The sequence below is a fragment of the Verrucomicrobium sp. BvORR034 genome, from assembly GCF_000739635.1.
Lineage (GTDB): Bacteria > Verrucomicrobiota > Verrucomicrobiia > Verrucomicrobiales > Verrucomicrobiaceae > Verrucomicrobium.
Genome location: NZ_BATQ01000092.1, coordinates 1 through 17,877, shown reverse-complemented (window position 1 = coordinate 17,877; position 17,877 = coordinate 1). Strand labels below are relative to the sequence as shown.

Genomic DNA, 17,877 nt, shown 5'->3' with positions numbered 1-17,877 from the left:
TTGGCCTCTCTGTCGCGTTCAAGATCGCCTCCGGCCACCTTCGGTGCTCGTAGTTTCCCCAGCCCTGCCATGATCCCCCCTCTTCTCTCCACCGCTCCACTTCGCACCTTGCTGGTTCTAGTCTTGAGCTTGGGCGGGCTCTCTGCCCCTCTTGCGATCGCAGCTGACGCAAAGACCAACTTGCTGATCATCACGGCAGACGACATGAACGCTGACTCTCCGGGGTGGATGGGCAATACGGTGATCAAGACCCCGCAACTCGACGCCTTCGCGGCCACCGGCCACCGATTCGTCAACAACCATGTGACGGCGCCCATTTGCCAGCCCTCCCGTTCCGCCATCATGACGGGTCGCGTCCCCCATCGGAATGGCGCTCTTGGCTTTGGCCCCATCCGGGAAGATGTCCCCACCTTGGTAGAACTGTTGCAGAAAGAGGGCTACTTTGCCGCCTGCATCAACAAAGTGGTGCACATGGCTCCGCGCACCAAGTTCCCCTGGAACAGCGTGGCCGATGGTTCAGGAAAGAATCCCGCCCAGATCGGTCGAGACGTCACGACAGCCCTGGAAGCCGCTCGCGCCGCAGGAAAGCCGTTCTTCATCAATGCCAACATCACGGATCCGCATCGTCCTTTTTACGGAACCACCAAGGCTGGAGGAAACAAGAAGCGCCAGGCGGCAAAGAACGCCAACAATGCCGCCACCGAGGCAGAGGGTGACACCGACAAGAATGAAGCTGTCATCACGCCCTACACGCCCGACCAGGTTCAAGTCCCCACGTTCCTCGAGGACGTTCCCAACGTGCGCAAAGAAGTGGCCCAGTATGACAGCAGCGTGCTGAGACTGGACGAGAGCTTCGGTAAGATTTTCGCTGCCTTGCGGGCCTCGGGGCAAGCTGACAAAACCCTCGTTGTCTTCCTCTCAGATCACGGAATGTCCTTCCCCTTTTCCAAAGCAACGGTTTATCGCAATGGCACCTGGTCACCGGTCATCTTGCGCCTTCCTGACGGCGACCCGCTTCACTCTCCCAAGGTGCACGAAGAGTTTGTCAGCAGCGTGGATCTTCTTCCGACCGTGCTTGAACTCCTCAAGGTGTCCCCGCCTTCCGGTCTTGATGGCACCTCCTGGGTTCCTTTGCTGAGAGGCGAAACTCAGCCAAATCGCGATTCAGTGATCACCCACGTCAACACCGTCTCCAGCGGCCAGAGCTTCCCACAGCGATGCGTGCGCACCAAGACCCGCTCCCTCATTTTTTCCGCCTGGGCAGGTGGTCCGCGGGACTTCAAGGTAGAAGCCATGTCCGGTCTCAGCTTCCGAGCCCTTGCCGATGCAGCTGCAAGCGACCCCAAGATCGCCGGTCGCGTGACTCAACTGCTCAAGGGCATCTCCCTCGCACTCTATGATCTCGAGAAAGATCCTGATGAGCGGACCAACGTCATCGCGGGCCCGAACTATCTGGACGACGCCACCAAACTTATCTCCCAACTGGAAGAACATATGACCCGGACCTCGGATCCCCAGTTGGAAAACTTTGTCCGCGCGGTCGAATCGCTACAGCCCAAGATGCCCCTCAAATGAGGAACAGCTCTCTTGCTCGCGAAGGTTAAATGAACTAACAGTAATCAGATCCAGCCGCCCGCCCCGCTTTCCACATCGATCTTTTCGCATCAACCGAGGCCAACCCGAACGTACAGACGGTTTGAATCTTGCAGAATTTTTCTGCCCTTAGGACAAACTCAGTGCGACCTCTTGCAGAAGCGAAACGTAAGGAGAATAGCTCGCATTAGCATCACTCACTACCAGGAAAAAACCCTAAGTTGCCAGTTGCGCCCATCTTTATTTTCTCCATGGTGAGCAGTTACTGGCGGGCGTGAACCGCCTCCGGTGGAAACAACCAAATTGGAACCCACAACATCCAACGAAACATGAAAATCGTTCGCAACAGCCTCCTCGCTCTGGCCAGCCTCACCCTCGCGGCGTCCAGCTTCGCCGGTACTCCCGTCTCCCCGCCTCCCGCACCGCTCGAGCCCGCTCCCGCTGGCGGCCTCTACTTCTCGCTCAACGGCGGTGCCGTCTGGCTTGACGATGTCGGCGCATACGGGGCCAACCTCGAATTCGACACTGGATTCTCCATCCTTGGTGCAGTCGGCTACTCCTTCGGCAACGGCCTCGCCGTTGAGCTGGAGTCCGGTTACATCGGCGTGGACGGTGCAGAAGGTTCCTACCGCGGCCTGCACGCAGACGTGGACGGTGAATTCCGCCAGGTTCCGATCTTCGCAAACGTGGTGTACACCATTGATCTCACCGACCGCCTCGGCGTCTACATCGGTGGTGGCGCTGGTCTCGTGTGGAGCGAGGCCGAAATCGACTCCGTGGGCGGTTTTAACACCGACTTCACCTCCAGCGACGAATGGAACTTCGCCGCTCAGGCCAAGGCCGGTCTGACCTTCAAGGTCACCGAAGCCGCCAGCCTGAACGTGGGCTACCGCTACTACTACGGCCAAGACGCCGTGGGCGGCCTTGATGACGCCCAGGGCTCCGTCCTGGAAGGCGGCATCACCATCCGCTTCTAATTCACGCACGCCGGGCCTCCGGCGTCTGAATTTGCCATTGTTGATTTGTATTGTGTTTGGTTGGAGCGGCCTTCGGGCCGCTCCTTTTTTGTGGACGAGTTGGGCCGACTCGCACCCCTTACAAGCAGGGATCCGAGTTCAACAAGGGTCACACATCTCACTTCCAAACATCCAGGCCTCGACCAGCGCAGCTAGAAGCTGTTCGGAGTCCAGACTTCAGTCTGCTCAGTTGCGCTTTGAGCCATGCGGCAAACTAACGTTTGAACAACATTCAACTGCCCCTGCGCTGAGAGGCTCTGTTTGTAGTTCAAACTTTAGTTTGCTTCAGTTCATCTCTGACGCACTGAGGAGAGACTGCAAACTCCATCCCAACAGTTCCTCCGCAGCGACTTTCACAGATCTCACCCTCACAAACAACAAGGCCTGCCACGTGTACCGTGACAGGCCTTGTCAAAACAATCGCTAAATCTTCCCCTGCCTACTTGATCTCGTCGCCAGTCTTGGCGTTGGCGATCAAGAACTGTTCCCGGGTGTAATTCGGATCCGTACGGAAGGTCATGCGGGCCTGGTACTTGCGCTCCAGTTCGACCAGGATCTGATCATCTGAAGTGCGCAGACGCTGCATCACATCCGGGTGGATGACCACGAGCACGTCGCGATCATGCTCAGGCAGACGGGACATGATGGAGGACAGCCGGCGCTGGAGCTCCACGCTCATCGTCAGCGGCGTCTTGATCTGGCCGTGACCTTTGCAGTGCGGGCACTCTTCATACATGGCGTCGCTCAGGCTCTCGTGGAGGCGCTGGCGGGTCATCTCCATCAGACCGAACTGGGAAATCGGCAGGATTTGCGTCTTTGCCTTATCCCGCTGGGTGTGATCGACCATTGCCTTGTACACCGCCTGCTGGTCCTTGCGGCCCTTCATATCGATGAAGTCCACCACCACCAGACCGCCCATGTTGCGCAGCCGGAGCTGGCGGGCCACCTCAGCGGCGGCCTCCATATTCGTGTCCAGGATCACCTTGTCCACGTTGTTCCCGGCACCCTTGTTGCGGCCCGTGTTCACGTCAATGGAGATAAGAGCCTCCGTCTGGTCGATGACAATGTAACCACCACACTTGAGCCAGACCTGACGGTAGAACGCGGAATCGATCTGCCTTTGGATGTGGTACTTCTCAAACAGAGAGCCAGGTCCTGGGAAATAATTGATCCGGCGCTGGGCACGACGCGAGATAGGAGCCACCAGTTCCTTCATCCGCTGCACCACAGCCTGATCATCGCAGACGATTTCATCCAGATCCTCCGTGAGGAAGTCGCGCACGGTGCGCTCAAACACATCCGGCTCTTCAAAGCAGCACACCGGGGCCTTCTGCGTGTCACGGCGCTCCGCGATGTCCTTCCACTGCTCCACGAGGATGCTCAGGTCCCGGATAATGTGGCGGGCCCGCTTGCCGGAAGCTTCCGTGCGCAAGATGACGCCCATGCCTTCGGGGAGGCTCAGCTTTTCAATGATGCGGCGAAGACGGAGGCGCTCCTTGGGATCGTCAATCTTGCGGGAAATACCACAGGAATCGTTCAAAGGCATGAGCACCAGAAGACGTCCCGCCAGGGAGATGTTCGTGGTCACACGTGGCCCCTTGTTACCGACTGGCCCCTTGGTCACCTGCACCAGGATCTCAGAACCCACCGGGTACAGATCAGGAATGTCCTTGGCCGTGATGGCCTTCTTCTTCTTGCCGCTGCCGCCGCGGTTGATCTCCTCCATGCCAGCATCAAGTGCCGCGGGAATGGCATCCCAGAAATGGAGGAAGGCATTTTTCTCAAGACCAATATCAATGAACATGGCCTTCAAGCCCTGCTCAATGTTCTTGATGCGTCCCTTGTAGATGCTGCCCACCAGGTGGGTGGTGCCCACACGTTCGACAGAGTACTCCTCGAGCACTCCGCTCTCAAGCAGGGCGACCCGGTTCTCGAGCTTTTCACAGTTGATGACAATTCGCGTTCCGCTGTTCACATCTTTGTGTCCGGTGAAAAACTCCTTAATTCTTTGCACAAATCCCAAAGCCATAAAATTGATCGTAAATTGCTAAAGTTGAGCCCACAAGGCTAACCATCCCTCCCGAACAATCTCTTCAGGAAGTTGGCCCGGCGTGGTGGGGGTGCTTGATTCTTGTTTTGCTTCGTTCCTTCCGCGTCAGCTTCATCGCGAATGGTGGGACGCGCCTTCGGAGCCTCCTCACGCTTCGCACTGCGACGCGGTTCGTCATCGTTGTCCACGGCAGGCTCCTCTTCCTCCGTTCCTGGCTGGAACGCAGTGGGGAGTCCATCGTATGAGACAGTGTCTACAGGGTTGAAGTTGCCCTGCACTTCATTGACCTTGGCGAGCTCGACTTCGTAACCTTTGTCGAGTGCCAGGGCCTGTTCCAAAATGCGTTTGGCCACGGGAGCGGCCGTCACCCCACCGCCTTTGCCCCCCTGCACGAGGATGCAGGCGGCAAACTTGGGATTCTCGTACGGGGCGAAGGTGATGAAGAGCGTGTGGTTGTCTTTTACAAATTCCTTTCCGTTCTTGCGCCAGTTCTGGGCGGTGCCCGTCTTCCCGGCCACATCCACACCGGTGATCTTGGCGGCCTTGGCCGTGCCCCCCTGGTCATTCACCACGCGCCACATGCCACGCCGCACCAGTTCCAGCTTCTGGGGCGTGAGACCGAAGTCCTTGAAATTCGCACGCACGTCCGGAACCTGCTCGCGAATGAGCTCCGTGCCATCCATCACCTTGTTCAGCAGGTGCGGACGGTACGCAATGCCGCCGTTGCCCACGGCTGCGGCTACGCCTGCCATCTGTAGCGGACTGGCCTCCACCGCGCCCTGACCGATCGCCATGTTCGCGATGCTGGCCTCGGAGAAACGTTCTGCCGCGGTCTTGTTCACGCGCCACCAGCGCTCCACAGGCAGGATGCCCGGTGCCTCTTCTTCCAGCTCGATGCCGGTGCGCTGTCCCAGGCCGAACATGTCGCCAGCCTTGGTCATCGCTGCGTTGCCAGCGTGGTTGGCGTAGCGGTAGAAGTAGCAGTTGCACGAGCGCATGATGGCCTCACTCAGTCCCAGCGTGCCGTGGGCGCCGCCCTTCTGGCCGATCCAGCATTTCATGAACTTACCACCAAACTGAATCCCGCCCGGGCAGTTGACCATGTCCCCTTCCACACCCGCCAAAATGCCGGCAAACGAGGTCATGATCTTGTAGGTGGAGCCTGGCACGAAACCGCGCACAGAACGGTTCAACAACGGCACACAGGGATTCTCCAGATAACCGGCAAAGTCATCCTTGCTGATGGAGGGGATGAACTTGTTCGGGTTATAGGAAGGTACGGACGCCATGGCCATCACCTGGCCAGTGGACGGATCCAGCACCACCACAGCACCTCGGCCGATCGCCGGCGCACCTTCGCGCAAAGCCTTCTCCGCGATCATCTGAATCCGTGCATCAATCGAGAGATAAACGTCATGCCCCTTGCGCGGCTCCTGATAGTCCACCTCCTTGACGAGACGGCCTTTTTCGTTCTGCAGCCAGATGCGCATCCCCGCCTTGCCCCGCAGGTCCTGGTCGAAAGTCTTCTCCACGCCATACACGCCGTAGTCGTCCGGCACGAAGAAGTCCCACTCATTGATCTCTTCCTTTGAAGCTTGCTGCACATCCGGCTGGTTCACATAGCCAAGGACATGGCAGGCAAAGGAGTCAAAAAGATACTGGCGCACCGGACGCACTTCCACCGAGATACCCGGCAGGCCCAGACGATGCTCTGCAAATCGGCTGAACTCCTCAAAGGTCAGGTCACTGCGGTACACCCAAGGAACCACCCCGCGATTCGTACGGTAGTGGATGCGCAACTTCTTCGCATTGAAGTCTGCTGCGAGTCCCAATTTGTTGAGCGGCTCAATGATGCCTTCATTGACGATGGCAACAATGTCCGTCTCCTCCTTGCTCCGGGGAACGCCACCTTCAGTATATTTGTAAGTGAAAAGCGGCACATCACGCTTTTCCGCCTTCGCCTGCTTGGTGTACTCCTCGACCAGCGTCTTCAGGTTCACACGCACCTCGAACGAGGGCTTGTTGGAAACCAGCACCACTCCGTTCCGGTCACGGATCTCCCCTCGCGAGCCCGGAATACGCGCCCGCAGGTTTTTGGTTCCTGGAACCTTGTTCTTGAGTTCTTCGTGGTGGTCGATGCTGAGATTCCACAGGCGCTGAGCCAGCGCACCGAATCCAATCAGGATCACCAAGGTAAAGAGGTACAGACGGAAGCGATACTTAACCACCATAGAATCGGTAAACTAGCCCTTCTGTCCGCACCTCATAGTGGACGAGTCGCGCAAGCGTATGAAGCATGAACAGAAGGAGCGGTGAGACCAACATGGCCAGCAGTGCATCCGTCACCAGCTTCGTCCACAGGCCGGGATGGAATTCAAAACTGCCCCTCAGGAATGACATCATTAAAAACTCTATCAGAAGACACAGGAGCGTGGCAATGCCAACCATGATGACCGGCAACTCCCACCGCCCCCGTTTAAAAAGCGGCCGGATGCCCTGCATGAGCGTGCCAGTGACGCCAAAAAGAAACATAGAGTATCCAACCGGCAGCGCCGTCCCAGTGGGAGGCTGCTTTTCCACGGGCAGTTCCCTGGCCAGGTCCGCCGACTCCACCGCGACCGGTTTCTCCGGCTTGTATGGCAGGTGCCGGGCGTCCCAAACCAGTCCGGTGAAGAGCGCCAGGAACAGCATCATCGGAAATGACACCGTCAGGGAGGCAGAGAAAAACAGCACAGGTGGCAGCAGCACCCGGGCGTGGTTGGCAAACTCAATGGCTGGCAAAAACTCCTGCGCCCCAAAGCTCAGGGCCACGAGCAGCACCACGATGATGTTGTACAAGAAACTCATGGTTGCACGAGCGAATCCATGTGGACAACAAAGACGTCTTCGATGAGGCCGAAATTCACAGCGGGATCCACCACTGCCTCACCAGAAATGTCTTTGAATTCAAACGCCTTCACCTTGCCAAGCGCCAGCCCTGCGGGAAACACGCCGCCGTCGCCGGAAGAATAAATATTGGCCCCAGGCTCAAGCTTGAGGGTTCGGTCCAGAAACCGCAGGCGCAAATCCGGACGCGTCTCGAATCCTCCACGCTCGCCGCTGAGAATCCCCTTGGCCTGCGTGCCCTCGATTCGAGCCGCCACGCGGCACTCTTCATCTGTGAGAAGGATCACCTCTGAGGTGTGAGCCGCCACTTTTCCGGTTTTGCCCACCAAGCCTGACTCGGTGATGACAGGGCTGTCCGTGCCGATGCCATCCAGCGAGCCCTTGTCGATGATCACCGTCGTCCACCAGTTGGAGGCGGAGCGGCGCAGCACATGGGCAGCGGTCAACTTGAAGGCGGACTGCTGCCGATACCCAAGCATCGAGCGGAACTTGTTGTTCTCCTCAAGCGTCATGTGGTACTTCTGCTCGAAGATCATCAGTCGGTTCATCTCCCGGCGCAGGCTCTCATTCTCCTGCTGGAGCCGAGCGGCATCCACAGGATTGCTCACCACCTCATGCACCTGGTTCTGGGCATGAGCGCCCATCCGGATGAAGGGCGAGAGCACATTCATCACGGAGGTTTGGATCGCCCGCGTCTGCGGGGTCTTGAGCGTGAACACTGCCACCAGCGCCACGAAAAAGAGCAGCAGGGCGATGACGTTGATCTTCTTCATGCTTGCAGCACTCCCCTGTAAAGCCGCCAGCCCGGGAACGCTGAAATCTCAGCGCTCACGGGTCTGACCATTGGTATCCATGACCGCCTATTCGTTGGTGCTGACTTTGCGGAGAAACTCAATCTCGCTCAGCACCCGGCCTGCACCTTCCGCCACAGCGCTGAGCGGGTCGTCGGCCACATGGACCGGGAGAGCCGTCTCTTCCTGCAGAAGCTTGTCGAGGCCGCGCAGCAAGGCACCGCCACCCGCCAGCATGATGCCGCGGTCCACCAGGTCGGCGGAGAGTTCAGGGGGGCAGCGCTCCAGCGTCGTGCGCACCGCATCAATGATCGTGTTCAGAGGCTCCAACATGGCCTCGCGAACTTCCTGGCTCGTGATGGTGATCGTCTTCGGCAGACCTGCCACCATGTCACGGCCCTTTACTTCCATCGTCGTCTCCTTGCCCAGCGGGTAGGCCGATCCGATGCGAAGTTTGATTTCTTCCGCCGTGCGCTCACCGATCATGAGGTTATACGCACGCTTCATGTAGTTGATCACGGCTTCATCCAGCTCGTCACCCGCCACACGGACGCTGCGGCTGTACACGATACCGCTCAGCGAGATGATCGCCACCTCGGTGGTGCCCCCACCGATGTCCACAATCATGTTGCCAGCAGCCTCTTGCACGGGCAGGCCCACGCCGATGGCCGCTGCCATCGGTTCTTCAATCAGATAAACTTCACGGGCACCAGCTTGCTCAGCGCTCTCCTTGACGGCACGCTTCTCCACCTCAGTGATGCCGGACGGGACCGCCACCACCACGCGCGGACGCACGAAGCTACGACGATTGTGAACCTTCAGAATGAAGTGACGAAGCATGGCCTCCGTCACCTTGAAATCGGCAATGACCCCATCCTTCAGAGGACGGATGGCCACAATGTTTCCGGGAGTGCGTCCCAGCATGCGCTTGGCGTCATCTCCTACGGCCACCACTTCGTTGGTGCCCGCTTTCACTGCTACCACGGAAGGTTCACGTAGCACAATGCCGTGATCCTTCACATACACGAGGGTGTTGGCGGTGCCGAGGTCGATGCCAATGTCACTGGATGCAAATCCGAATAAGCTTCTGAAAAACGACATGAGGTTGTTGAAATGGAAAGGGTGGAAAAGAGCGAAAAAACGGCAGTCAGGCGTGAGCTTGAGAGAAAGATATCAAAGAAAAGCGAAAAATCAGGAAATGAAAACCACGCCCAATTCCAAACCGTTGACCTTCAAGTAAAAAACCCTGCTAATTTTCGTCAAGGGAAAGATTTCCAGGGCGGATACCACTACAGGCAACGGGATTGCGCGACGAATTTTCCCCCCGCCTATCGTTCTCCCTCTTTGGTTTGCAAGCGGAATCCACGGTCTTGTAAAAGAAGGGCCTTTTTTGCCGACACAGCCAAAAATCTCGTTTCACCCGGGTCAAATTCCACGCTCTTTTAGCTGCCCATCCTCGACCTCATACACCAGTCCCCCCACACCAGTTTCACTGGCCCAATCCGTGAAGGTGGTGGTGATGACTTTTTGGCCGTGCGCTGGCAGGTAGGCAAGGAGGGCCTGGCGCCGGGTTTTGTCCAGCTCACCAAAAATATCGTCGATCAATAGAAGAGGGGGTTCCCCCTGCGCCTCCTCCAGCACCCTGGCCTGAGCCAGCTTCAGTGCCAGGCAGAGTGTCCGCTGCTGCCCCTCGGAGGCAAAGGCTCCCGCTGGCCGACCGTGAATCGTAAGCGCCAGATCATCCCGATGCACCCCCACCTGCGTGGTCCGGAGCCGGGCTTCGCTGTCCCGTACTTCCAACAGGGCTGCCTCCAGATTTTCCCCAGGATAACCGGGCAGGTAGGACACCGCCCCTGGCTCGGCTCCAGCGCTGAGGCCCAAGTGGGCCGCGGTGACCGGCTCTTGGACCCTCTGGATCAAATCTTCCCGGCACCGACGGATCACGGCTCCATGCTCAGCCAGGATGCGACCATAGGCATCCACCTGCCGCCAGGAAATGGCTGCATCCCGTTTTAAGAGGAAATTCCGGCTTCGGAGAGCCCGCTCGTAGCTCTTGAGGGCATTCAGGTATTCCGGGAAGAGTTGGGCTGCCGCAAAGTCCAGGTAGCGTCTGCGGTGTTCAGCCCCTCCCCGGGCGAGGTTCATATCAGAGTGATCCATCCACACCACCCGGGCGGACTGCATCAAGTAGTCCCCCGCCCGTGGGCAGACGGAATCATTCACTGCCACACGGCGAGCGGTCGGGCTCTGGGCCACTCTCAGCTTGCGCCCCCCTACCGCGCCCTCCGTCACGCAGGCCTGGGCACCGAATCGAATCAGGTCCGAGCGAGTGGACGTGCGGGGCGACTGCAACCGCATCAGCACACACGCCGCCTCCAGCAGCGAGGTCTTGCCCTGCCCGTTTTTTTCCAACCAACAAGGTAGTCTCAGGATGCAGCACGAGACGCGCTTCCGTAAAGCAACGAAAATCCCGCACCTGCATCCACTCCAGCAACATGTGCAGCGATGATGCGAGGGTGAAAGGCCTTGTCCAGCGCTCTCTTTCCCCCTCCCTAAGACAATTCGGCATGGAACATGCTAAAAATACGGTCGTCGCGGTGGTCTGGCCCGAATTCAGGCCCAGTGAGTGACAATTTGTTCGATTGGGGTTCCCTCACCTCAGGGCTATCCCCTGAACCCAAAACATTCTACCTATCACATGAGCACCCAAGTCTACCTCAGCCGCAACTTCACCGAATTCGGAGCCTTCACCGTCGCAGAGATCCTTGATTTCAAAAAGCGCGGCATTGTTTTGGACGGAGACTTCATCCGTGAAGACGGCAGCAGCACCTGGGTGCCCTCTCTCGACTTCCTTTCCTCCCTTCCAGAGCCCACCACCCCAAAGGCGGCCCCCAAGCCGAAGGCGGTAAAGGAAGCGAAACCTGCCAAGGAATCCAAGCCCGCCGCCAAGACTCCTGCAAAGAAAGCCGCCAAGAAGGCCAGCACTCCGGCCGACTAGCCCCTTGATCGACACACCGCCCGCCCTTGATCGGTCGAAAGCAGCCAATCCATTTGCGCGAACCCCTGCTCTGCTGCATCAGTAGGGTTCCATGTCTGGCTTCAAGACCGTCAAAGGCTTCCGCGATTTCTTCCCTGAAGACTGCGCTCTGCGTAACTCCATCTTCAAACGCTGGCGCAGTGTCGCCTCGCGTCATGGGTTCGTGGAATATGAAGGCCCGACGCTGGAGAGCACGGATCTTCTGAAGAAGAAGAGCGGGGACGAAATCACCCAGCAGCTGTTTTGCTTCACGACGAAGGGTGAGGAGGAGGTCTCCATGCGCCCAGAGGTCACTCCTACCCTGGCACGGATGGCGGCAGCCCGTCAGCGTGATTTCCCCAAGCCCCTCAAGTGGTTTCAGATCGGTCCCTGCTACCGCTATGAGCGACAGCAGCGCGGCCGTCTGCGGGAGTTCTACCAGTTCAATGTGGACATCCTGGGTGAGGCATCCCCTGCTGCCGACGCTGAGCTTGTCGCCCTCGCCATTGAGAGCCTTCGCTCCTTCGCCCTGGAGCCGGGTGATTTCATCATCCGTCTCAGTGACCGCCGTCTGTGGACCGAGTTCCAGGCCACCTATCAGCTGAATGAAACCCAGAGCGGCGAGTTCCTCCAGATCATCGACAAGATGGAGCGCACGCCTGCGGAGGTCACCAATACCAAGCTTGAGGCGCTGGGGATGAGCCTTGAGAAGGTTCAAGCCTTTATCAGCAGCATCAGCGCCGACCATCCTATATTTGCAGAGCTTCGGGAGAATCTCGAAGCGCGTGACCTCTGGCAGTATGTGAAGATCGATCCCGGCATCGTGCGCGGACTCGCATACTACACAGGGACCGTCTTCGAAGCCTTCGACGTCAAACACGGCCTGCGGGCCATCGCGGGCGGTGGCCGCTACGACAACCTCGTGGGCCACCTCAGCGATGGAGCGGTCCAGATGTCTGCCTGCGGCTTTGCCATGGGCGACGTTGTTCTAGGCGAGCTCATCAAAGCCACTCCAGCGGCTCAGGAGCAGATGAAGCGGGACATGGACCAGTCCGTGGCCGTGGACGTCTATGTCTTGTTGGCGGATGAAACCCGACGCCGCGAGTGCCTCCAGACCGTCACCCAGCTTCGCACCGCGGGCTGGCGTGTGGACTACAGCCTTACACCGCAGAAGGTGAACAAGCAGTTCCAGGCAGCAGAGAATTCCAAGGCCCGCTTTGCCGCCATCATCGGAGGTGAATACCCCACCGTGGTGCTGAAAAATCTGGCCACCCGCGACCAGATGGAAGTTCCAGCCGCCAACCTCGCAGAGAAGATCGGGGAGCAGATGAGCAATCCGGTGTACAACCATCTGCTAGCCTAGAGCACGAGGAAACAGCATCAGCGTGCAATACAAGGTGATTACCAGCCGTAAGTGTGGACCCACCTTGTCGAAATGCGTTGTTTTTCCATCCCCCGATTGATTTTTGCCGCCGCCAGCACGCTGGCGGCCACAGTGCTGCTGGCCGCACCGCTGCCCTGCGCAGCGTCCACACTGATTTATTTTCAGTTCAACGGCACTGATGGAGCGTCCGCTTCCGCCATCACAGACTCCTCCAGCTACGGTCTGAACGGCACCGCCAGCGCCTCGGGCTCTGGACAGGCGCCCAAATACAGTTCCCAGACCGTCGGTCCGGTCATTACCAACGGCATCGGCGGTGAGATCGTCAACGCCAACAACACCTCGTCCCTGAAGTTTGACAACACGGGCACGGTGACCAGTGGCGATGGTGGACGCATCACCGTTCAGGACCCAATCGGCAGCGATTCTCTCCTCGAACCCAGCAGCTTCACCGTCGAGGCCTTCATCAAGGTTCAAGATTCCATTCAATACCCCACCCTCGTCTCCAAGAGCCGGGTGGACGGCGGTGGCTCCAGCTGGCTCGTGGACACGAATAGCAACAACACCCTGCGCGTGCGCACCGATCACCAGGCAATAGGGGTCGCGACCAGCCCCGCTCCTCCCGGGTTCAACCAGTCCATCAGCAGCACGCAAAACATTGCCGATGGGAACTGGCATCATTTTGCCGTCACTTATGATGCCACTGGGAAGAGGTTCACGATCTATCTGGACTATGTCTCGATCGGGACCGGCACGCTCAGTGGCGGCGAGCTCAATCTCGTTTACGACGACAATCCTCTGCTCATCGGTCAAGGCGGCGGTGGTCGTGCTTTTGACGGTTGGATGGATGAGTTCCGTTTCACGGATTCTGTTCTCACCAGCGACCAGTTTCTGAGGGCAGTCCCAGAGCCCGGTCGGGCTCTGCTTCTGGCGCTTGCTGGCGCGATGATGCTGACCCGGCGTCGTCGTCCGCGTCCCCAGATCGGGTGATCCTCATATAGTAGAGACAGGCACGCAGGTAGCTGCCGCTCGACACCCCGTCCAACTCCAAGCGAGGAGCGCATCGCGCTTGGGGGGACGTTTCATCATGCCCAGATGATCTGGTGAGATTCCTTCCGTCAGCACCCGATTTCCTGCCTGCACGGCACATCTTCTGCATTCGCAGCCTCCCGTAAAAAACCTGCGGGAGCTTGGCCTGCCACCTGCTTGCACAAATGGCTCCGAGCACTCCACCGTCGTCGTGCAGGCTCACAAGTGCACACGTTTTAGCAAAAAGGTAACACACTCGAAACCGACCCTCTCATCATGAAGATCAAGATCCTCTCTCTTCTCGCTGCCCTGGGCTGCGCGCTCCAGCTCCAGGCCGAGCCGCTCAAGGTGGCCTATTCCGACTGGCCGGGCTGGACCGTGCTGGAGGTCGCCAAACAAAAGGGCTGGTTCAAAGAGGCCGGGGTGGATGTGGAGTTGCTCTGGTTCGAGTACCTGCCTTCTCTGGATGCCTTTGCGGCGGGCAAGGTGGACGCCGTCCTGGCCGTGCACACGGACGCCCTGGTCACTGGGGCCAACGGAGCGAAGAGCAAGATCATCGCCGCGACAGACTACAGCAACGGCAATGACAAGATCATTGGCAAACCCGGCATCAAATCCATCAAGGATCTCAAAGGCAAGAAGGTGGGCCTGGAGCTGACCCTCGTGGAGCACCTCCTTCTGTTGAAAGCGCTGGAGATGAATGGGCTGAAACAAAGCGATGTCGAGCTCGTCAATGCCGCCACCAACGACACTCCTCAGACCCTGGCCTCTGCTCAGGTGGACGCCATTGGTGCCTGGTACCCCATCGCCGGACAAGCCCTCACCCAGGTGGCAAACTCCACGCCACTGTTCACCAGCGCAGACGCTCCTGGTCTCATCTATGACGTCGTCGCCGTCAATCCCGTCAGCCTGAATGATCGCAAGGATGACTGGGGCAAGTTCCTCAAGGTGTATTTCCGCTGCATCGACTACATCCTCGACCCCAAGACGGAGGAAGACGCGGTGAAGATCATGGCCGCCAAGGTGGGTGCCGATCCTGCCGAATATAGGAAGAACATCCCCGGCACCAAGTTCCTCACGCTCAAGGAAGCCAAGGCGGTGATGAAGAAAGGCGACGGCCTGAGCTCCCTCTATGGATCGCTCACCATTGGCGACAAGTTCAACGTGGACAACAAGGTCTATAAGGAGTCGCAGAAGCCAACTTCCTACGTCGCTCCCAGCCTCCTGCAGAGCCTGGAATAAGGCCCCATTCCACCGCCTGGACGTGCCCGGTTCCCATCTGGAGCTGGCACGTCCTGTGCGGATGTCTTCCCTTTGAACTCCCGGCGCTCTCATGGCATCTCCCTCTCCTCTCCCCAAGCGCAATTCGGACTTCCTCGGCCTCAAAAAGGAACTCCCGCCCCGGCGGAACTGGCTCCTGGGCGCGGCATCGTTCCTCCTTCCCCTGGTGCTTTGGTCCATCGTCTCCTATGTCCCGTGGCTGTGGCATCCACTGGTGCACGTGACGGATGCTGGCGAGGTGGAGATGTTCTCTGAGGGCATGGACCTGCCCCGGGCTGATTTTGATCGCGCCAATACTCAGGCCGTGACCGAAGGCCTTACCCCCGGCAAGGGAGTTCGCGTCAATCCCGTTTACCTCCCCGCCCCTCACGAGGTGGCACGCGCCTTTTATACGGCCTTCACCACCCCACCCCGTCTTCCCGGTGAACCCTGGCTTCACCAGAGTCTCTGGCACAGCATCAAGGTCATCGCCTCAGGCTTTCTTCTGTCCTCACTGGTCGGGGTGCCGTTGGGTATCCTGTGCGGTTCGTTCCGCTTCTTCTCCCGTCTCCACGAGCCGTTCATCGAGTTCTTTCGTTATCTCCCCGCACCCGCATTTGGCGCTTTGTGCGTCGCCATGCTCGGCATTCATGATGCGCCCAAGGTGGCGATCATCTTTATCGGCACTTTCTTCCAACAGGTCCTCGTTATCGCCAATACCGTCAGGAAGGTCGATCCCGGTCTGATCGAGGCGGCCCAAACGCTGGGTGCGTCCCGCAGGAAACTGGTCACCCGGGTGATCATCCCCTCCAGCATCCCGGAGATCTTTACGGACATGCGCATTCTTCTTGGCTGGGCCTGGACCTACCTCATCGTCGCCGAAATTATCGGTGCCACCTCCGGCCTCACCTGGTTCATCAACCAGCAGGCCCGCTATCGGAATTTCGACAACGTGTATGCCGCCATCTGCTTGATTGGCTTCATCGGCCTGGGCACCGATATCCTCCTGGCCAAGCTTGGCACTCTGATCTTCCCCTGGCGGCGGCGCAATCGCGGCCCCTCCTTCTTGGGAAGCCTGATCTCCCGCCTCATTAAGCCGCTAAAGAAATCGATCAGCAACGCGGGCTCCGCTACTGCGCCTGCAACCGTGACCACGCCCACCCCGACCCCGGCTGCTGCTGACACCCCGCCTTCCGCATGAACGCTTCCCCTTTGGCCTCTTCTACAGACTACCGTACTCAGGATCCGGCAGTGGCAGATCGCTTCAAGCGTCTCTACCAGCGTCCCGTCATCCTGACCGTGGACAACCTGCGCAAGGACTTCGGGTCCAACGGCACCACCCGCACGGTGTTCGACAACCTCAGCTTCAACATCCACCGACGGGAGTTCATCACCGTCATTGGGCCCTCCGGCTGTGGTAAATCCACCTTTATCCGGATCGCCGCCGGGCTGGACGACGCCTCCGGCGGCCAGATCCTTCTGGATGGGCAACCCGTCTCCGGTCCCGGCCCAGATCGCGGCATGGTCTTTCAGGGGTACACCCTGTTCCCCTGGCTCACGGTGAAACGGAACGTCATGTTCGGGCTGGAGATGCGGGGCAAGGACAAGTCCACGGCCGAAAACGAAGCTGGCCTGTGGCTCGACATGGTGGGACTGTCCAAATTTGAGAACTCGTATCCGCACGAGCTGTCCGGCGGCATGAAGCAACGGGTGGCGATCGCCCGTGCCCTGGCCAATGAACCCCGCGTCCTGATTATGGACGAGCCGTTCGGCGCCCTGGACGCTCAGACCCGCGCCCAGATGCAGAGCTACCTGCTCCAGATTTGGCGCAAGGTGGATGTCACCATCCTCTTTATCACCCATGATCTGGACGAGGCCTGCTACCTCTCCGACCGCATCCTCGTCCTCGGCACCAATCCAGGTCGCGTGGTGGAGTTCATTGAGAACCCTGTGCCCCGCCCTCGCAGCCCGGCGCAGTGCACCTCTCCTGAATTTCAGGCGCTGAAACACCGACTGGAAGAGCTCATCCATCCGCCCGTCGAGATCGAGGAACAGCAACTTCCCATGGTCCGTCTCACCGAAGCCGGCGATGATGTGGAATAGGAAGCGACGACCGGACGAGGCACCTTTGGCGATTTTGAGTTTGAAGATTTCGCCACTTGCTCATTTTCTGGACTTTTTGATCCTTTCCTGCTTGCCAAACCACGGCAAAATTGGCTAACTTTCACTTAATTCTTTCATGAAAAATCGTATCACCCTCATGCTTGTCGGTGCCCTCACCTTGGGCAGCCTCGCTTTCGCGGACATTCAGGCTCCTCCCGGGGCTAAATGGAACTGGAGCCGCAAGCTCTCCCGCTCTCTCGCGAACCTGGCTTACGGCGTGACGGAGTATCCTACGACCTGGAGCAAAGTGGAGCGTCAGGACGGCGTCAATGCCGCCGCTACCTCCATGGTGGTTGAAGGAACCTCCCGCACCTTGGTGCGCGTGGGCTATGGCCTGTTCGAACTGGTCACCTTCCCCTTCCCGGCCTACAAAGGCGGCTACAAGCCCCCGTACTACAAGGACGAGCGTTTCGACACTTGGTATGGCTATGAGGAATTTCCCCCTCAGCTCGGCTTCACCTCCCAGGCCCGCTACAGCCGCACGCAGAGCAACTAAGCTTTCGGTCTGAGTTTGATTTCGTGAAAAAGGCGAACCGCAAGGTTCGCCTTTTTTGTTGGTTCGCAAACCACCACAGTCCAAGGAGCGGCGGTTTGTGCCTCAAGCACAACCGCTGTGGGGAGCGGAGAGAGTAGTCTCCAAGCACCAAACTCAAGCCGCTACGCCCTCATCGTCTAACCCTCACTCCTTTGGT

The 17,877-nt window shown here is 58.7% G+C and carries 15 protein-coding genes; 9 read left to right on the top strand and 6 right to left on the bottom strand.

Annotated elements, in window-relative coordinates:
* Window positions 1-69 precede the first annotated feature (69 nt).
* Together BV034_RS15630 and BV034_RS15625 are read left to right on the top strand one after the other, a co-directional pair.
* On the top strand, window positions 70-1,575 hold the full coding sequence (locus tag BV034_RS15630; protein WP_050027939.1) for a sulfatase: 1,506 nt from the start codon (window positions 70-72) through the stop codon (window positions 1,573-1,575).
* 347 nt (window positions 1,576-1,922) lie between these two features.
* Window positions 1,923-2,570 (top strand): outer membrane beta-barrel protein, encoded by a 648-nt coding sequence (locus tag BV034_RS15625; RefSeq protein ID WP_050027938.1) that lies wholly within the window; start codon window positions 1,923-1,925, stop codon window positions 2,568-2,570.
* A gap of 478 nt (window positions 2,571-3,048) precedes the next feature.
* Here BV034_RS15625 and BV034_RS15620 read toward each other — a convergent pair whose 3' ends face one another.
* From BV034_RS15620 to recF, 6 genes are all read right to left on the bottom strand, one after another.
* Window positions 3,049-4,623 carry an Rne/Rng family ribonuclease gene (locus BV034_RS15620; RefSeq protein WP_265593045.1) on the bottom strand — a complete coding sequence of 525 codons (1,575 nt, stop codon included), beginning with the start codon at window positions 4,621-4,623 and terminating at the stop codon, window positions 3,049-3,051.
* A 53-nt stretch (window positions 4,624-4,676) separates the two neighbouring features.
* Window positions 4,677-6,890 carry a penicillin-binding transpeptidase domain-containing protein gene (locus BV034_RS15615; RefSeq protein WP_050027936.1) on the bottom strand — a complete coding sequence of 738 codons (2,214 nt, stop codon included), beginning with the start codon at window positions 6,888-6,890 and terminating at the stop codon, window positions 4,677-4,679.
* Window positions 6,880-7,506: a hypothetical protein gene (locus tag BV034_RS15610; protein ID WP_050027935.1), complete on the bottom strand. Its 627-nt coding sequence runs from the start codon at window positions 7,504-7,506 to the stop codon at window positions 6,880-6,882. The genes BV034_RS15615 and BV034_RS15610 overlap by 11 nt, the downstream gene beginning before the upstream one ends.
* Complete coding sequence (mreC, locus tag BV034_RS15605) at window positions 7,503-8,318, bottom strand: rod shape-determining protein MreC (RefSeq protein ID WP_050027934.1); 816 nt, start codon at window positions 8,316-8,318, stop codon at window positions 7,503-7,505. The genes BV034_RS15610 and mreC overlap by 4 nt, the downstream gene beginning before the upstream one ends.
* Window positions 8,319-8,405: 87 nt before the next feature.
* Window positions 8,406-9,437 carry a rod shape-determining protein gene (locus BV034_RS15600; RefSeq protein ID WP_009962381.1) on the bottom strand — a complete coding sequence of 344 codons (1,032 nt, stop codon included), beginning with the start codon at window positions 9,435-9,437 and terminating at the stop codon, window positions 8,406-8,408.
* Between the two features lie 324 nt (window positions 9,438-9,761).
* Entirely contained in the window at window positions 9,762-10,748 is a 987-nt protein-coding gene (gene recF, locus BV034_RS15595) for a DNA replication and repair protein RecF (RefSeq protein ID WP_050027933.1), read from the bottom strand.
* A 286-nt stretch (window positions 10,749-11,034) separates the two neighbouring features.
* Here recF and BV034_RS15590 point away from each other — a divergent pair, with 286 nt between their 5' ends.
* From BV034_RS15590 to BV034_RS15560, 7 genes are all read left to right on the top strand, one after another.
* Complete coding sequence (locus BV034_RS15590; protein WP_050027932.1) at window positions 11,035-11,334, top strand: hypothetical protein; 300 nt, start codon at window positions 11,035-11,037, stop codon at window positions 11,332-11,334.
* Between the two features lie 91 nt (window positions 11,335-11,425).
* Window positions 11,426-12,715, top strand: a complete 1,290-nt coding sequence (gene hisS / locus BV034_RS15585) for a histidine--tRNA ligase (protein ID WP_050027931.1) — start codon at window positions 11,426-11,428, stop codon at window positions 12,713-12,715.
* Window positions 12,716-12,787: 72 nt separating this feature from the next.
* Window positions 12,788-13,723 (top strand): LamG domain-containing protein, encoded by a 936-nt coding sequence (locus tag BV034_RS15580; RefSeq protein ID WP_081887861.1) that lies wholly within the window; start codon window positions 12,788-12,790, stop codon window positions 13,721-13,723.
* A gap of 315 nt (window positions 13,724-14,038) precedes the next feature.
* Window positions 14,039-15,004: an ABC transporter substrate-binding protein gene (locus tag BV034_RS15575; protein ID WP_050027929.1), complete on the top strand. Its 966-nt coding sequence runs from the start codon at window positions 14,039-14,041 to the stop codon at window positions 15,002-15,004.
* A 91-nt stretch (window positions 15,005-15,095) separates the two neighbouring features.
* Window positions 15,096-16,223, top strand: coding sequence for an ABC transporter permease (locus tag BV034_RS15570; RefSeq protein WP_050027928.1), 1,128 nt, complete (start codon window positions 15,096-15,098; stop codon window positions 16,221-16,223).
* Window positions 16,220-17,125 (top strand): ABC transporter ATP-binding protein, encoded by a 906-nt coding sequence (locus BV034_RS15565; protein WP_050027927.1) that lies wholly within the window; start codon window positions 16,220-16,222, stop codon window positions 17,123-17,125. The genes BV034_RS15570 and BV034_RS15565 overlap by 4 nt, the downstream gene beginning before the upstream one ends.
* 136 nt (window positions 17,126-17,261) lie before the next feature.
* A complete protein-coding gene (locus BV034_RS15560; RefSeq protein WP_038169231.1) occupies window positions 17,262-17,681 on the top strand; it encodes an exosortase system-associated protein, TIGR04073 family in 420 nt (139 codons plus the stop codon).
* The last annotated feature ends 196 nt before the right edge of the window (window positions 17,682-17,877 follow it).

Bases quoted from the DNA above. Each gene is read 5' to 3' on its own strand.
- BV034_RS15630 (WP_050027939.1), top strand. From the start codon at position 70: ATGATCCCCCCTCTTCTCTCCACCGCTCCACTTCGCACCTTGCTGGTT.
- BV034_RS15625 (WP_050027938.1), top strand. From the start codon at position 1,923: ATGAAAATCGTTCGCAACAGCCTCCTCGCTCTGGCCAGCCTCACCCTC.
- BV034_RS15615 (WP_050027936.1), bottom strand. From the start codon at position 6,890: ATGGTGGTTAAGTATCGCTTCCGTCTGTACCTCTTTACCTTGGTGATC.
- BV034_RS15610 (WP_050027935.1), bottom strand. From the start codon at position 7,506: ATGAGTTTCTTGTACAACATCATCGTGGTGCTGCTCGTGGCCCTGAGC.
- mreC (WP_050027934.1), bottom strand. From the start codon at position 8,318: ATGAAGAAGATCAACGTCATCGCCCTGCTGCTCTTTTTCGTGGCGCTG.
- BV034_RS15600 (WP_009962381.1), bottom strand. From the start codon at position 9,437: ATGTCGTTTTTCAGAAGCTTATTCGGATTTGCATCCAGTGACATTGGC.
- BV034_RS15590 (WP_050027932.1), top strand. From the start codon at position 11,035: ATGAGCACCCAAGTCTACCTCAGCCGCAACTTCACCGAATTCGGAGCC.
- hisS (WP_050027931.1), top strand. From the start codon at position 11,426: ATGTCTGGCTTCAAGACCGTCAAAGGCTTCCGCGATTTCTTCCCTGAA.
- BV034_RS15580 (WP_081887861.1), top strand. From the start codon at position 12,788: ATGCGTTGTTTTTCCATCCCCCGATTGATTTTTGCCGCCGCCAGCACG.
- BV034_RS15575 (WP_050027929.1), top strand. From the start codon at position 14,039: ATGAAGATCAAGATCCTCTCTCTTCTCGCTGCCCTGGGCTGCGCGCTC.
- BV034_RS15570 (WP_050027928.1), top strand. From the start codon at position 15,096: ATGGCATCTCCCTCTCCTCTCCCCAAGCGCAATTCGGACTTCCTCGGC.
- BV034_RS15565 (WP_050027927.1), top strand. From the start codon at position 16,220: ATGAACGCTTCCCCTTTGGCCTCTTCTACAGACTACCGTACTCAGGAT.
- BV034_RS15560 (WP_038169231.1), top strand. From the start codon at position 17,262: ATGAAAAATCGTATCACCCTCATGCTTGTCGGTGCCCTCACCTTGGGC.